The organism is Candidatus Pantoea edessiphila, from assembly GCF_002933345.1.
Taxonomy (GTDB): Bacteria; Pseudomonadota; Gammaproteobacteria; order Enterobacterales; family Enterobacteriaceae; genus Pantoea_C.
Genome location: NZ_PDKR01000005.1, coordinates 24,217 through 40,900 on the forward strand (window position 1 = coordinate 24,217; position 16,684 = coordinate 40,900).

Genomic DNA, 16,684 nt, shown 5'->3' on the forward strand with positions numbered 1-16,684 from the left:
GGAAATAATTTTTGTTACAACATAATGATATTGATGAATCAAAGAAAGAATTTAAAATATTTGATTTTATGTATTGGAATAAATTAGCGTTCTTAATTTTAGGATTGCTAATTATATCTTCTATTTTAATCATTTTTATTTTTAATTTTAATTGGGGTATTGATTTTACTGGAGGTACATTAGTTGAAATTAATCTTGAAAAATCGATAAATATTGATTTATTACGTAATAAATTAATGGAATCTGGTTTTAAAAAGCCTATAGTACAGAAATTAAATAACAGTAAAAATATAATGATTAAAGTTAGCTCATTCCCTAGTTCAATTGATACTAATAAATTATCTACTAAATTAGTTTCAATAGTTAATAAATATGAAAGACAAAAGGTAATAATAAATCGTATTGATTTTATTGGACCAAGTGTAGGTACTGAGCTAATAAAAAATGGTTTAATAGCTCTTTTATTTGCAATAATTGCTATTTTTGCCTATATTAGTTATAGATTTGAGTGGTGTCTTGCATCTGGCACAGTAATTGCTTTATTAAGCGATCTTATCATTACTTTTGGATTTTTATCTCTTTTTTATATAGAAATTGATTTAACTATTGTTGCTTCTTTAATGTCAATAATTGGTTACTCACTAAATGATAAAATAGTCATTTCTGATCGTATTCGCGAGAATATTAATAAAATGCAATCCATTTCTTATTATAAGATTATTAATATTTCTCTAAATCAAGTATTAAATCGTACATTAATGACTTCATTTGTCACTTTAATAATGGTCTTAATTTTATTGATATTTGGTGGTTCTCTATTAAAAGATTTTTCATTAACTATGCTTATTGGTATAATAATTGGCACTATATCATCAATTTATATTTCTTTACCTATATCATTAATAGTAAATAAAAAATGTTCTTAAACAAATCAACTAAAATAATTTACTTTACTATAATTACTAATTTACATCATTGAATAATAAGAATTTTATATTGGACATTATTTATAAATATAAATTAGTATTAATTAATTACCACAAAATTATTAAATACTTTTAAAAAAAACAAAATATTTATTGCATTAAACTTAATTATATTCCATTAAATGGATTTTGTCTATTATTTAATATCAATTAAGTTATTGAAAATAGATAACTTATTTAAGTTTTGTTAAATATATTTTAATTTTAAAAATATTATAAAATATATCAATATTACAGGAATAAATTGTGATTGATGAACAATATATGGCACGTGCTTTAAAATTAGCAGAAAGGGGTTGTTTTAGTACTACTCCTAATCCAAATGTTGGTTGTGTAATTGTACGTGATGGTAATATTGTAGGTGAAGGTTGGCATCAAAAAACAGGCGAAGATCATGCGGAAATACATGCGTTAAATGCATCTGGTAATAAAGCTAAGGGATCTACTGTTTATGTAACGTTAGAACCATGTAATCACCATGGATTAACACCGCCTTGTTGTGATGCATTAATTGAGGCTAGAGTCAATAGAGTTGTAATTGCAGCACAAGATCCTAATCCTAAAGTTTCTGGAAAGAGTTTTTATTTACTTAAAAAAGCTGGAATCAAAGTTAGTCATGGTTTAATGATGAATGAAAGTAAAAGAATAAATCGTGGTTTTTTTAAAAGAATGTGTACTGGATTGCCATGGTTGAAATTAAAGCTTGGTTCATCATTGGATGGTCGAATCGCAATGAATAATGGTCAAAGTCGTTGGATAACATCAAAGAGTGCTCGTCATGATGTCCAGTATTATAGAGCTCAAAGTTCCGCTATAATTAGCACTAGCGCTACAATATTGGCAGATGATCCTTTACTTACAGTTCGTTGGTCAGAATTAAAAAAAGAAAATAAATTTATTTCAAACAAAGAATCACTAAGACAACCTATAAGAGTAATTATGGATAGAAAAAATAAGGTTACACCTCAACATCAAATAATTACTCAACCTGGTGAAACTTGGTTAATAAGACAAAATTATGATGATAATATTTGGCCTGATAACGTAATTCAAATGATCTTACCAGGTGGCTGTCAAAAAAAAAATTTATTCCAAATGTTGTTGTTATTAGGTAAGTATCAAATTAATGATGTATTAGTTGAAGCTGGTGCGACGTTTTCTGGTGCCTTAATCGAAGCTAATCTTGTTGATGAATTAATTATTTATGTTGCTCCAAAAATATTAGGACATGATAGTATTTGCCTTTGCAAATTACCAGGCATAAATAATTTAAACAGTGTGCCAAATTTTTCATTTAGTGATATACGTAAGGTTGGTAGTAATATTAGATTAACACTAATACCAAAATAAACTTATTTAAAATAAGAAGGATAAATATGAAAGTTATTGAAGCTACTGTTGCAGCACCTGAAGCTAGTATTGCTATTGTTATTGCACGTTTTAATAATTTTATTAATAACAGTCTTTTAAATGGAGCAATATCATCTTTAAAACTTATTGGTCAGGTAAAACATGAAAAAATAACAGTTGTTTGGGTACCTGGTGCTTATGAATTACCATTAACAGTATATACATTAACTAAAACTGATAAATATGATGCGATAATTGTTTTAGGAACTATCATTCGTGGCAAAACCTTTCATTTCGAATATATAGCTAAAGAAGTTAGTTCAGGCATTGCTAAGCTTGCAATAAATGGTAAGATTCCTATTGCTTTTGGTTTATTAACTACTGAAAATATTGAACAAGCTATCGAACGTTGTGGAACTAAAGCTGGAAATAAAGGTTCGGAAGCAGCTTTAGCTGCTCTTGAGATGATTAATATACTAAAATTAATCAACAACAATGAAAAAGAGGATTTATAAATGAATCCATGTGCTCGTCGTCGTGCTCGTGAATGTGCTGTACAAGCACTTTATTGTTGGCAATTATCTAAAAATAACATATCTGAGGTAGAATTACATTTCCTAGAAGAACAGAATGTTATTGATGTTGATATCGATTATTTTCATAAATTAATATTTGGAGTAACAGCCAATAACGTTTACTTAGATCAATTAATGAAACCATATTTATCACGTCATTTGGGAAAACTAGGAAATATTGAAAAAGCTATTTTACGTATTGCTTTATACGAAATTACTAAATGCAATGATCTACCATATAAGGTAGCAATTAATGAAGGCATTGAATTAGCAAAAATGTTTGGAGCCCAAGATAGTCATAAATTTATTAATGGAGTATTAGATAAAGCTGCTTTACAAATTAGATTAGGTCATAAATAATTAATACATTATTGTATAATTATTTAATTATATAAAGATTTAATAAATATGGTTTCCAGTGAATTTGAATTAATAAATAAATACTTTACAAGTAAAAAAAAGTGCAAATGTAATTATATTGAATTAGGTATTGGCGATGATTGTGCATTAATTGAATTCAAAAAAAATAAAGTTTTAGCAGTCAGTAATGATACTTTTGTTGCTAATACTCATTTTTTAAAAAATATTCATCCTTCTGATTTAGCTTATAAATCACTATCGGTTAGTCTTAGCGATTTAGCTGCAATGGGTGCCGATCCAAAATATATTACATTGTCAATAACTTTGCCTAAACTAAATAATCGGTGGTTATTTAGTTTTAGTAAAAATTTATTTAAATCATTAGATAAATATAATATACAGTTAATTGGCGGAGATACCACACGTGGTCCATTAAGTTTAACCTTTAATGTTTATGGTCTTATACCAAAAGGCTTTGCAATAAAACGTTCAGGTGCAAAGATAAATGACTTAATTTACGTTACTGGGACTTTAGGAGATAGCGCAGCAGGTTTGAATTTATTGAAAAAAAAAATTAAAGTAAAAAACATCAATATATATAATGCATTAGTTAATCGTCATTTACGTCCAGTACCTCGTATATTGCAAGGACAAGCACTGCGTTATATTGCGTCATCAGCAATTGATATTTCAGATGGTTTGATCTCTGATTTAGGTCATATATTAGATAGCAGTAACTGCGGCGCCTATATTAATTTAGATGATATTCCATTATCATCTTATTTAACTAATAATTTTAAATTAAATCATATTTTAAATTGGGCATTAAGTGGAGGTGAAGACTATGAATTATGTTTTACTATACCAGAAACAAAGCGAAATAAATTAAAGATAGCATTAAATCATATAAAAATACCCTATACTTGTATAGGAAAGATTGTACATAAATCAAAAGGTTTAGTCTTGTTTAGAAATGGAAAAACTTTCAAATTTGATAAAAAAGGATTTGATCATTTTGGTTGTTAAAAATATTAAATATAATTAATTGGTAAATAGTTATTTTGCTAACCATTCAACTATTTGTTGTATTATTCCATTGGAATTAAGTTTAAATTCATCACGAATTTCATCTTGATTACCTTGAGGAATAAACTTATCAGGTAATCCAATATTTAAAACTAATATTTTAAGTTTTTTAATCATTACAAATTCATTAACTCCGCTACCAGCTCCACCTTTAATACTACCTTCTTCTAAAGTAATTAATACCTCATGATTAGTTGCTAATTTTGATATTAACGTTTCATCTAGGGGTTTGACAAACCTCATATCTACGACTGTTGTATTTAATGTTTCACCGACATTAATAGCTTCTATTAATAATGTACCGAAATTAAGAATTGCTATTTTTTTTCCTGCACGCCTAATAATGCCAGTACCTAATGGTATTTTCTTTAAAGAAGTTAAAGGAATTCCAATACCATTTCCACGTGGATAGCGTACAGCGCTTGGTCCTTCTGTATATTTGTATCCTGTATAGAGCATTTGTCGACATTCGTTTTCATCACTTGGTGTCATAATAACCATATTTGGTATACATCTTAAGTAAGCTAAATCAAATGCTCCTTGATGAGTTTGTCCATCAGTACCAACTATACCTCCTCGATCAATAGCAAAAAGTACAGGCAATCTCTGAATGGCTACGTCATGAATAACTTGATCATAAGCACGTTGTAGAAAAGTAGAATAAATCGCAACAATAGGTTTATAACCACCAATCGCTATTCCAGAAGCGAATGTTACTGCATGTTGTTCAGCAATTGCAACGTCAAAATATTGATTTGGATATTTACGTGAAAAATCTACCATACCAGAACCTTCTTTCATTGCAGGTGTAATAGCTATAAGTTTAGAGTCTTTTTCTGCCATTTCGCATAACCAATTACCAAAAATTTTTGAATAGCTGGGGAACTTATCTAAATTATTTTCAAAAACACCACTTATTAAATCAAATTTAGGAACTGAATGCCAAGTAGTAGGGTCTTTTTCAGCAGGAGCATATCCTTTACCTTTTTTTGTAATTATATGTAATAATTGAGGACCTTTTAATTTACGCATATTTTTAAAAGTATGAATTAAAGCTAACAAATCATGTCCATCAATGGGTCCTATATAATTCAATCCTAATTCCTCAAAAATAATTCCTGATGGCACATCAATATTTTTAAAGCATTCTTCTGTATGTTTAAAAATTTCTTTAATCTGAGGAATTCCAGTTAAGGCTTTTTCACTATTTTCACGTAATTTGGAATTATTATCTCCAGAAAGAACCTTTGTTAATCGATTATGAAGAGCACCTACATTTTTAGAAATAGACATTTTATTATCATTTAATATTATAAGCATATTAGGTTTAATATCACCTGCATGATTCATCGCTTCAAATGCCATTCCAGCAGTTATTGCTCCATCACCAATGACACATACAACATGACGACCTTCATTTTCGTATTTCTCTGTTATAGCTAGACCTACTCCAACACCAATAGATGTGGAAGAATGTCCTACAGTCAAAACATCAAATTCACTTTCACTACGACAGGGAAAAGGATGCAAACCGTATCTTTTACGTATTGTGCTTATAAGTTCACGTCTTCCAGTTAAAATTTTATGCGGATAAGCTTGATGACCAACATCCCATATTAAATAATCGAAAGGAGTGTTATACACATAATGTAATGCGACTGTTAATTCGATGACTCCCAAACCAGAAGAAAGATGTCCACTAGAATAGCTTACGTTATTCAGTAAATAGTGACGTAATTCATCGCACAGTCCAAATAACATTTCTGTAGATAAACACCGAAGTTTTTTTACTGTTTTTACCAAAGATAATATTGGATATTTTATTGGATTAAATACCATGTGATGTCCATTGCTTTAAAATATTATTAATCTCATTGACTGATATTTTAACACTTAACCGTAATTAAGAAATAAAAAATCATAAAATTAACTTTCGTTCTTATAATAATGAAATTATTATTCAATAATTTTAATATTTTTATTTATTATTAATAAAATCAAATAGTAAAATATATTTTTACTATTTTACATATAATTATTCAATTCTAATACTAAATAAATGGTAATTCATATTTTTGTAAAAATAAAATTATAAATTCATATAAGATTATCACATATAATAAAATTTTATTTATATTTATTTCTGTTTTAACCTATTTACATCAAATATAAAATATTTTTATAATATTAAATTATTATTTATTAAATCAAGGAAATAAATGAAAATACAAAATGAAATAAAATCAAATAATAATGAAATTATTATTGACATTCGTTCTATTGATGAACAAGAAAAAAAACCATTAAGACTAACTAATATTAAAATTAAATCAATTCCTTTTTACAAACTTGACACACACTTTAAAAAATTAGATAAAAATATAATATGGTTACTTTATTGTGATAACGGAGTGATGAGTCGTTTGCAAACTCTATATTTAAAAGAACAAGGTTTTAAAAATGTGAAGATTTATAATCCATTTTAATATCATGATTTTTTATAGTCATAAAGATTAAATATGATAAAACGAACTTAAAAAGTAGAAAGAACTTTTTCTATTTTCTTTCTATTAGTAATTTTGTTATCAATTTTAATATATAAACTTTTTTCTTTAAGAACTACTAATACTTCTGAAATCCCTGGTTGTTCTTTAAGTTTTTTTTCTATATCGGAGATTGCTAATAATTCCTTATTCATTTTGATATGCATACTAATTATGTAAGGTGGTTCTTTCATATTTAGGTTGATTAACAACCAAATTATTGTAATAGTTATACAAAATAGGAGTAATGTTCCGCTATTAAAATTAGCATATATCCAAGAACCTATGCTGCTTCCAAAAGACACACCTAAAAATTGACTAGTTGAATAAAATCCCATAGCAGTACCTTTATAACCTAAAGGCGATTCTTTACTAACTAAAGAAGGTATAATAGATTCCATTAAACTAAAAGCGAAAAGAAAAAGTTGAATTCCAATAATCAAAATCCAAAAATAATTTTTACTATTTTGTAATATTATTATTGAAATTAAAATAATTATAATTCCAGATATGAATATTGGCTTTATTTTTTTCTTTATTTCCGCATACATAATGCTTGGAACTACTAAAAAAAATGCAATTGTCATTGTTGTTAAATAAATTTGCCAATGCTTTGATAGAGGAAAATTAACTTGTCTGAGTTGATATGGTAAAATAATGAGAATACACATTAATAATGTATGTAAGAAAAAAATGCTAATATTTAAATTAATTAATTTACGATTGGCTAAAATTTTTAACAAACTGTCTTTAACTATACCTACTTCACGATTAATTACATGATTAGTTTCATGTGGAACAAAAAAAATTACTATAAAAATAGAAATTATTGAAAGAAATGTAATTATCCAAAACAAAGAATGAAGACCAAATGAATTAGTAATAACAGGACTAATTATCATTGCAGTAGCAAAAGTAACACCAAAATTAATTCCTATACAAGTAGTTACTTTACTAAGATTTTGTTCTCTGGTTAAATCGGATAGTAAAGCCATAACAACAGCAGAAATTGCACCTGATCCCTGTAATGCACGGCCAAAAATAATATTCCATATAGAAGAACTATTAGCAGAAATTACACTACCTAATATAAGTAATAATAAACCAAATATAATTAATGACTTGCGTCCTATATAATCAGAAATTAAACCAAAAGGAATTTGAAATATTGCTTGAGTAAATCCGTAAATACCTATTGCTATACCAATAAGGGTTTTATTAGAGTCCTGTAATGCCATACCATAAGTAGTAAGCACAGGAAGAACCATAAACATTCCCAACATGCGTAAAGAAAAAATCATACCAAGACCAAAGATAGCACGTAGTTCAGTGGAGTTTAGTTTATTATCATTCATTAGATAATCTCAATTCTGACTTAGATTTTAAAAAATGTTCTTTTCAAGTATTATTAATTTATACTAACTTAACAAAGTTAATAATTTTATTAACTTTATTGAATCAATTGACATCATTATACTCAATACAGTAATTGTGAAAACAGAAAAAATAAATAATTGACGAGCCCAAATAATATTATTTGACGTTTTATAACCTGATAATGCTATAAAAAACCATAATAAACTTACTACAGATGAGACAATTAAATATTGATAACTAGTATATCCAGTTATTGTTAGCATAGACATGCACACAAAAAAAATCATAATATAAAAAATAATATGATTTTTTGTTGTGGTTATACCTTTAATTACAGGTAGTATAGGTATTTTTGCTAATTTATAATCGTTAAGACATAATATTGCAATAGCATAAGAGTGAGGCATTTGCCATAAAACAAAAATAGATGTTAAGATTAATGCACAAATATCAAACCTATTAGTTACTGCACAGTAACCAATAGCTGGAGGCATAGCACCTGCTATACTACCAATTAAAGTACCATGTATGGATTTACGTTTCATATATAAACTATAAGCGAATACATAAATAATAAATCCAGTAACTGCTAATCCCATTGATAAAAAATTAACATTAAAATATAATAAAAAGAAACCGGAAATACCTAATATAATTGCATAAAAAACAATCATTTTTAATGAGTTAGAATAGGATACGAGTATCCTATATTTAGTTCTTTCCATTTTTTTGTCTATATCACGGTCTATAATATTATTTAAAATGCAACTTGATGCAATTACTAAAGCAACGCTAACTATAGTATTACAGAATAGTGCATAATTAACATTACCTTTTGATGCAAGTAAAAATCCTCCTATAACAGAAATTAAATTACCAAAAATAATTTTTGGCTTAATTAATTGCAAATATTTTTTAAGCATCAAAATTAATATTATCTAATCATCATATTGTAATTTAAATTCCACATAATCCAAATTGATCCCGTAACTATAATTAGAATAATTAAAGAGGCAAAAATTAAAGAAATCAAATTCCATCCCTCTTCAGATTTATTATCTAAATGGAGAAAACAAAATAAATGAACTAAAATTTGAATTATTGCACAACCTACAACAACACTAATAGCAATATGGTAAGAAGTGTTTTTAGCAATTACTATCCAAAAAGGAATTACTGTTAGAATAACAGATAAAAAGAAACCAATAATATATGATTTTATATTTTTATGTGGCAATGATATATCATTGCATTTGCTTTTGTTTAAGACATGATTCATTAAATCACTCCCATTAGATAAACAACAGTGAATAAACAAATCCAAATTATATCTAGAAAATGCCAAAACATATTTAAACAAATAATACGTGTAACATTATTTGGTCTAGTACCATATTTTAGAATTTGAATTATCATAACTAACATCCAAATTAAACCACAGATAACATGAAACCCATGCGTACCTACTAAAGTAAAAAAGTTAGATAAAAAACCACTTCTATCTGGACTATAACCTCTTTGAATCAAAGAATGAAATTCATAAATCTCCATACTTATAAACCCCAATCCCAATAAAAAGGTTGTAATTAACCAAAAAATAATATTTTTATTTATTGAAATTAAGGTCATACCACATGTAATAGAACTAAGAAGTAATAGAAAGGTTTCTGCTAATACGAAAGGTAATTCAAATATATCTTTGCCTGCAGGACCATCAGCTATGTTATTAACCATGACCGAATAAGTTGCAAATAAAATTGCAAACATAATACAATCACTCATAAGATAAATCCAAAATCCAAATATTTTGTTAGACTCTATATTTTTATAATGTTTTAGAGATTCAATCGTCATAGTGAGAACCTGCTTTTCTGATATTATCTAAATGCTGTTTTTCTATTTTTTCAATTTCAGTAACTGAAACATAGTAATTTGTATTATAATCAAAACTTTTTAAAATCCATGTAACAATCATACCAAAAAAAGCTATAATAGCTAACCACCAAATATGCCATACTAATGAAAATCCTAATATAGTACCGAAAGCTGAAATAATAATTGCCGAACTACTATTTTTTGGCATGTGAATTTCTTCATATTTATTAAGGGTTTTATAGAATTTACCTGATTTTTTCATACTCCAAAAAGCATCTCGATCCTTAATGTAAGGAATAATAGCAAAATTATAAAAAGGAGGTGGAGAAGAGATAGACCATTCAAGTGTACGTCCATCCCATGGATCACCAGTTAAATCTTTATTCTCATTTCTATCACGAATAGAAACATAAAACATAATTAATTGACATATAATTCCTATTGCAATTAAACCAACACCGAATGCTGCTATAACTAAAAATGAATGAAATGCAGGATCTATGTTTTGACTAATGCGACGAGTCATACCCATAAAACCTAGTGCATATAAAGGCATAAAAGCTACAAAGAAGCCAATAATCCAAAACGTAAATGAAATTTTACCCCAAGTTTCGTTAAGAGTAAAGCCTAAAATCTTTGGAAACCAATAAGTTATGCCTGCCATACAACCAAAAACCACACCACCAATAATTACATTATGAAAATGCGCAATTAAAAAAAGACTATTATGTAATACGAAATCAGCACCTGGCATAGCTAATAAAACACCGCTCATTCCACCTATAGAGAAAGTAATTAAAAATCCAATTGTCCACAACATAGAAGAATGCATTTTGATTCTTCCTTGATACATAGTAAATATCCAATTGAATATCTTAACTCCTGTTGGAATGGCTATGATCATAGTCATAATACCAAAGAATGCATTAACATTTGCTCCTGCTCCCATAGTAAAAAAATGGTGTAACCAAACAATAAAGGATAGGATAGTAATAGCAATAGTAGCCCATATTAAGGATGTATAGCCAAATAGTCGTTTTTTAGAAAAAGTTGAAGTAATTTCTGAAAATATTCCAAATACTGGCAAAACCAATATATATACTTCTGGATGTCCCCATATCCAAATTAAATTAATATACATCATCATGTTTCCACCCATTTCATTTGTAAAGAAATGGAAACCTAAATAACGATCAAGTGTCAACAAAAATAATGTAGCAGTAAGTACAGGAAATGATATTATAATCAAAATATTTGTACAAAGAGCAGTCCAACTAAATACTGGCATCTTAAATAAATCCATTCCTGGAGCACGCATTTTTAAAATAGTAACAAAAAAATTAATTCCAGTTAAAGTACTGCCGATTCCAGATAATTGTATACTCCAAATCCAATAATCTACTCCAACACCTTGACTGTATTCATTTCCAGCAAGTGGAGGATAAGCTAACCATCCTGTTTGTGCAAATTCTCCAATGCCCAAAGATAAATTTACTAATATTACACCAATTATTGTAAACCAAAAACTTAAACTATTTAAAAACGGAAAAGCAACGTCTCGTGCGCCAATTTGCAATGGAACAATAATATTAATCAATCCTACTACTAAAGGCATCGCTACAAAGAATATCATTATAACACCATGTGCAGTAAATATTTGATTGTAGTGATGTGGTGGTAAAATACCTGATTCACCAGCAGAAGCCAATACTTGTTGAATACGCATCATTATTGCATCAGCAAAACCTCGTAATAACATAACGAATGCAACAATAATATACATTATTCCTATTTTTTTATGATCTAAAGATGTCAACCATTCTGACCATAAATATGTCCATTTTTTAAAATAAGTAATTGTAGAAATTATTAATAGGCTAACAAATATAATACAACATACCGTAACCATAATAATTGGTTCGTGATAAGGTATTGCATTTAATGTTAATCTTCCCCACATATTATTATCCTTTTACCTTAAATTTTTTTGAAAAAGTAACTTTCATCTTTTTCTTTTTAAGTGTTTTAAAATTTTTTAAATGTATTGAAGTTCTATTTATGATTCATTGTGTGGTTCATCTTAAATTTTTCAATTATTTTCAAGAATAAATGTGGATCTACTGTAGAAAAATATTCTACTGGATTATTTTCACTGACTAATGCAATTTTTTCAAAATCATTCATATTATTTAATACATTGTTAGATTTTTTAACTTTATATATCCATTTTTTAAATTCCTCGTTATTTTCAGTAACGATGGTTTTAAATTTCATATTAGAAAAACCAAGACCACTAAAATTTGAAGAAATTCCATTATAAATACCTTTCTGATTAGCAATTAAATTTAAATTGGTTTGCATTCCAGCCATTGCATAAACTTGACTTCCCAGAGTTGGTATAAAAAAAGAATTCATAACAGAGTTGGAAGTAACTTTAAAATTAATTGGAGTATTTACCGGAAAAGCTATTTGATTAATAGTAGCTACCCCTTGTTTTGGATAAATAAACATCCATTTCCAATCTAAAGCAACTACATCTATTTCTATAGCTTGTGTCTTAGATAAAATTGGTTTACTAGGTTCTAGTTCGTGAGTTGATTTCCAACTTAATAAACTAAGAAAAAGAATAATTATGATTGGAACAGTCCATATTATCGATTCTATCTTATTTGAGTGTGACCAATCAGGACTGTATTTTGCATTTATATTTGATTCTCGATATTTCCATGCAAAAAGTATTGTTAAAAAAATAGCAGGAATAACTACAATTAACATTAGACAAAAAGAAGTTAATATGAGAGAGCGTTGTTCTAATGCAATTTGTCCTTTTGGATTTAATAATGCACTATCACATCCACTTAATAATGGAATACACAAAATAAAAAATAAAATTTTTTTTTTTTTTTTGTATCTTATAAATATCATTTAGTCACCCCATTAACCATTAACGAAGTTTTTTCAGTTTTATATATAACCCATTATCTTGTTATTTTATATGTATAGTTACTATTACTTTATGTTTCAATAAAACAATAAAAAAAAGAAAATTAATATATTTAATTCTGTTATATATTGGTTAGAAATAATTATTTATTAATAAGCAATTATTATTTATTTCAAATTAATTGGTTATCATATAAGATAATTTATTGACACGAGAATAATTTAGAAAATTTAACCTAATTAATAAGTTATTTTACTTATTTTTTTTGAATTATTAAATTCAATTGTTAATTATTTGAATTTATATAAAACAACTATAAAAAACATAATAGTAACATACATACTACAAAAATTTATTTTAATAACTCGTTATTGTGTAATAATTTATTAATTAAAAATAATGTATTAATGACATAAAAGTATTTTATTTTTATACATAATATCTTATTATTTAAAAATTACATAATAATTTATTATGAATTACATTCATAACTTGAATAAGCAAAACTTATAGTAACATAAAACTTAAATTAATAATGATGTTTGGTCTTATTAAAGCATTTGATAAATTGATTTTATTTAAAATAAATTACAATAATTCATTAATTATTTTTATTGAAACATAATAACTTATTTACTAAAGTTGGTAGTTAAGTTGATTAAAAAAATAATTAAAATATTAAAAATTCTGTCAATAAAATTAAATAACTTATATCTGAAAAATATAGTATATCTTATAGATGTTGAAATAGGTGTTGAAATTTTATTAACAAATAATATTTTTTTGTATTTTTTCTATTTAATTTGAAGCATAATTTTAACGAATAATCAATTAATTATTAAAAAATCATTTTTTAACTTGATATTCTAATATAAATATTTTAAATAAAAATTTTTATTAATACATCATTCTTATCTTATATTCAGCTAAAGAGTTTTTATAGCTACTAATATTAAATTATATGCGATCTGGCGCTTTTTATTAAAGGAGCAAAATAATGATTCGCGAACAGATAGAAGAAAAACTTAGCTTAGCCTTTAATCCATTGCATTTAGAAGTACATGATGAAAGTTATAGACACAATGTACCAGCAGGTTCAGAAAGTCATTTTAAGGTAATAATTGTTAGCGATCACTTTAAAGGTCAACGTTTTTTAATACGTCACCGCGCTATTTATAGTGAACTTACCAATGAAATAATAGGAAACATACATTCTTTGGCACTACATACATATACATTAAAAGAATGGTCGGTATTGCAACATACTGTTCCTATTTCGCCTCATTGTAATGGTAATAAAACTCAACTTGCTTAGCAAGTTGTTTTATTTTAAACGGCCTCAGGGCCGTTTCTCCTTAAATTTTGATAAATCTACTTTCCCTTATTCATAGATGCAATTGCTAAATTTTTAAGTAAGACTATTTAAAATTTAATTTGTTAATAATAATGTTCTTATAAACCTTTTATCATTCATTAAATGAAATTTAATTTATTATCTAAGTGAATAATACAAAAATATTTTAGAATAATATCGGTAATTATGGAGAGATAAAATGCAGGCTTTAATAGAAATTAATCAGGAATTAAGTTCTAAAATTACGATTACAATAAGTTCTGAAAAGATTAATACAGCTATAGAAAAAGAACTGATTAATATTTCAAAACAAATTAAAATAAATGGTTTTCGAAAAGGCAAAGCACCGATAAATGTAATCTTTCAAAGATATAAAAGTAATATAACTCAAGATGTTCTAAATAAATTAATGGTGAACGATTTTATTGATATAATAACTAAACAGAAAATCAATGTAATTAGTAAACCAATTTATATTCCAGGAAAATATATCGAAAATAAAGATTTTACGTATACAGTTGAGTTTATAGTGTATCCGATAATTGAATTAGAAAAGTTAAAGAAAATTAAAGTTGAAAAACCAATAGTTGAGATTACTGAATCTGACATCGATAAAACTATAGACCTCATTAGAAAAAAAAATATAAAAAATTGGATAGAAAATGATGTAGATATAGAAAAGGAAGATCGTGTTACCATTGATTTTATTAGTTATTTTGACGGAAAAAAACTAAAAAATGGAACAGTATCTAATTTTGTTTTACCTTTAGGGCAAGGACATATGTTTCCTGCTTTTGAAGAAAGCATTATTAGTCATAAATTGGGAGATAATTTTATTATTAATATAAATGTTCCAAATAATTATTACTTGCAAGATATCAAAGGAAAAAGAATAGATTTTTATGTAACAATTAAAAAAATTGAAAAACCTGTTATTCCTAAATTAAATAAAGATTTAATTGAACGTTTAGGAATACAAGATGGACTAATAGCTAGTTTTCGTAATAAAATTCTTAAATATATGAAATTAGAACTTAATTCTGTAATGCATAAAACAATCAAAAATCAAATAATTGAAAAAATAATAAAATTAAATTTAATTAATATACCAAATAAATTAATTAATTATGAAATTAACATTATCAATCATCAATTAGCACAAAAATTCAATGCTGACAAAAAGTCAGGAAAATGTCATAATTTATCAAGGAAGTTGTTAGAAGATAAAGCAAAAAGAAGAATTATCATTGATTTATTATTAAATAATATAAAACAAAAGTTTAACTTAAATTTTGAAGAAAATATTGTTAATGAAATAATAAGCGAAATAGCTTCTGTTTATAATAATAAAGAAGTTATTAATTTTTATAAAAATAATAAGATAATGTTAAATAATATTAGGAATATAAGCATAGAAAAACAAGCAATTGATATAATACTTAGTAAAGTTGAAGTAAAAGAGAAAAAAATTAATTTTCATGAGTTAGTAAATAAAGATCAGACAAATTTTTATAATTTGTATGCTTTAAATGATACAATAAAACCAAATTGCTATGAATAGATAAGAAATATATGTAAAAATATCTAGGAGGTAGTTACTTGTGTTATATAGCAACAATAATTGTAAATTCCATGTATCACAAAATACTTTAGTACCTATGGTAGTTGAAGGAACTGCTCATGGCGAACGTTCTTATGACATTTATTCTCGTCTTCTTAAAGAAAGAGTTATATTTTTAACTGGACAAGTAGAAGACCATATGTCTAACTTAATTATTGCTCAAATGTTATTCTTAGAAGCAGAAAATCCGGAAAAAGACATCAATTTGTATATTAATTCTCCTGGAGGAATTATTACGGCTGGTATGTCTATTTATGATACTATGAAATTCATTACACCAGATATCAATACTATCTGTATTGGTCAAGCCTGTTCAATGGGTGCTTTCTTATTAGCTGCAGGAACTAAAGGAAAACGTTTTTGCTTACCACATTCACGTGTTATGATACACCAACCTCTTGGAGGATATCAAGGACAAGCAACTGATATTGAAATTCATGCTCGAGAAATTTTAAAAGTAAAAAAATATATGAATGAATTATTAGCTAAACATACCGGTAAATCTATAAAAAAAATAAATAATGATACGGAAAGAGATTATTTTTTATCAGCACCAGAAGCATTAGAATACGGATTAATTGATTCAATTTTGACATATCGTAAGTAAAGAAAA

Annotated in this window: 15 protein-coding genes and 1 pseudogene; 9 read left to right on the top strand and 7 right to left on the bottom strand. The window is 26.3% G+C overall.

The features are described 5' to 3' along the window. Nucleotides 1–11 precede the first annotated feature (11 nt). The 5 genes from secF to thiL all read left to right on the top strand — a co-directional run bounded on the left by secF (nucleotide 12) and on the right by thiL (nucleotide 4,297). Nucleotides 12–926, top strand: coding sequence for a protein translocase subunit SecF (secF, locus tag CRV09_RS03215; RefSeq protein WP_136132696.1), 915 nt, complete (start codon nucleotides 12–14; stop codon nucleotides 924–926). Between the two features lie 306 nt (nucleotides 927–1,232). After that, on the top strand, nucleotides 1,233–2,336 hold the full coding sequence (gene ribD / locus CRV09_RS03220) for a bifunctional diaminohydroxyphosphoribosylaminopyrimidine deaminase/5-amino-6-(5-phosphoribosylamino)uracil reductase RibD (RefSeq protein WP_136132697.1): 1,104 nt from the start codon (nucleotides 1,233–1,235) through the stop codon (nucleotides 2,334–2,336). A gap of 26 nt (nucleotides 2,337–2,362) precedes the next feature. Beyond that, nucleotides 2,363–2,851: a 6,7-dimethyl-8-ribityllumazine synthase gene (gene ribH / locus CRV09_RS03225; protein ID WP_136132698.1), complete on the top strand. Its 489-nt coding sequence runs from the start codon at nucleotides 2,363–2,365 to the stop codon at nucleotides 2,849–2,851. Continuing rightward, nucleotides 2,852–3,271: a transcription antitermination factor NusB gene (gene nusB / locus CRV09_RS03230; RefSeq protein ID WP_136132699.1), complete on the top strand. Its 420-nt coding sequence runs from the start codon at nucleotides 2,852–2,854 to the stop codon at nucleotides 3,269–3,271. Between the two features lie 48 nt (nucleotides 3,272–3,319). Continuing rightward, on the top strand, nucleotides 3,320–4,297 hold the full coding sequence (gene thiL / locus CRV09_RS03235) for a thiamine-phosphate kinase (protein ID WP_136132700.1): 978 nt from the start codon (nucleotides 3,320–3,322) through the stop codon (nucleotides 4,295–4,297). A gap of 30 nt (nucleotides 4,298–4,327) precedes the next feature. Here thiL and dxs read toward each other — a convergent pair whose 3' ends face one another. Then, complete coding sequence (gene dxs / locus CRV09_RS03240) at nucleotides 4,328–6,196, bottom strand: 1-deoxy-D-xylulose-5-phosphate synthase (protein WP_136132701.1); 1,869 nt, start codon at nucleotides 6,194–6,196, stop codon at nucleotides 4,328–4,330. A gap of 413 nt (nucleotides 6,197–6,609) precedes the next feature. Between dxs and thiI the strand changes: the two are divergent. Next, nucleotides 6,610–6,843: pseudogene (gene thiI / locus CRV09_RS03245) on the top strand (thiazole biosynthesis protein); the annotation flags it as partial. Nucleotides 6,844–6,890: 47 nt separating this feature from the next. On the opposite strand, the gene CRV09_RS03250 reads toward thiI, so the two are convergent. From CRV09_RS03250 to cyoA, 6 genes are all read right to left on the bottom strand, one after another. Further along, nucleotides 6,891–8,255: an MFS transporter gene (locus CRV09_RS03250; RefSeq protein ID WP_136132703.1), complete on the bottom strand. Its 1,365-nt coding sequence runs from the start codon at nucleotides 8,253–8,255 to the stop codon at nucleotides 6,891–6,893. Between the two features lie 63 nt (nucleotides 8,256–8,318). Further along, nucleotides 8,319–9,200: a heme o synthase gene (gene cyoE / locus CRV09_RS03255; protein ID WP_136132704.1), complete on the bottom strand. Its 882-nt coding sequence runs from the start codon at nucleotides 9,198–9,200 to the stop codon at nucleotides 8,319–8,321. An 11-nt stretch (nucleotides 9,201–9,211) separates the two neighbouring features. Next, complete coding sequence (cyoD, locus tag CRV09_RS03260) at nucleotides 9,212–9,556, bottom strand: cytochrome o ubiquinol oxidase subunit IV (RefSeq protein ID WP_136132705.1); 345 nt, start codon at nucleotides 9,554–9,556, stop codon at nucleotides 9,212–9,214. Continuing rightward, nucleotides 9,556–10,131 (bottom strand): cytochrome o ubiquinol oxidase subunit III, encoded by a 576-nt coding sequence (gene cyoC, locus CRV09_RS03265; protein WP_136132706.1) that lies wholly within the window; start codon nucleotides 10,129–10,131, stop codon nucleotides 9,556–9,558. The genes cyoD and cyoC overlap by 1 nt, the downstream gene beginning before the upstream one ends. Further along, nucleotides 10,121–12,112 carry a cytochrome o ubiquinol oxidase subunit I gene (cyoB, locus tag CRV09_RS03270; RefSeq protein ID WP_136132707.1) on the bottom strand — a complete coding sequence of 664 codons (1,992 nt, stop codon included), beginning with the start codon at nucleotides 12,110–12,112 and terminating at the stop codon, nucleotides 10,121–10,123. The genes cyoC and cyoB overlap by 11 nt, the downstream gene beginning before the upstream one ends. Nucleotides 12,113–12,204: 92 nt before the next feature. Continuing rightward, on the bottom strand, nucleotides 12,205–13,077 hold the full coding sequence (gene cyoA, locus CRV09_RS03275; RefSeq protein ID WP_136132708.1) for a ubiquinol oxidase subunit II: 873 nt from the start codon (nucleotides 13,075–13,077) through the stop codon (nucleotides 12,205–12,207). Between the two features lie 1,016 nt (nucleotides 13,078–14,093). Between cyoA and bolA the strand changes: the two genes are divergently transcribed. The 3 genes from bolA (at nucleotide 14,094) to clpP (ending at nucleotide 16,678) form a co-directional block, all read left to right on the top strand. Then, a complete protein-coding gene (gene bolA, locus CRV09_RS03280) occupies nucleotides 14,094–14,411 on the top strand; it encodes a transcriptional regulator BolA (RefSeq protein WP_136132709.1) in 318 nt (105 codons plus the stop codon). A 238-nt stretch (nucleotides 14,412–14,649) separates the two neighbouring features. Further along, nucleotides 14,650–16,011 (top strand): trigger factor, encoded by a 1,362-nt coding sequence (gene tig, locus CRV09_RS03285; protein ID WP_136132710.1) that lies wholly within the window; start codon nucleotides 14,650–14,652, stop codon nucleotides 16,009–16,011. A gap of 40 nt (nucleotides 16,012–16,051) precedes the next feature. After that, complete coding sequence (gene clpP, locus CRV09_RS03290; RefSeq protein ID WP_277870353.1) at nucleotides 16,052–16,678, top strand: ATP-dependent Clp endopeptidase proteolytic subunit ClpP; 627 nt, start codon at nucleotides 16,052–16,054, stop codon at nucleotides 16,676–16,678. Nucleotides 16,679–16,684 lie beyond the last annotated feature (6 nt).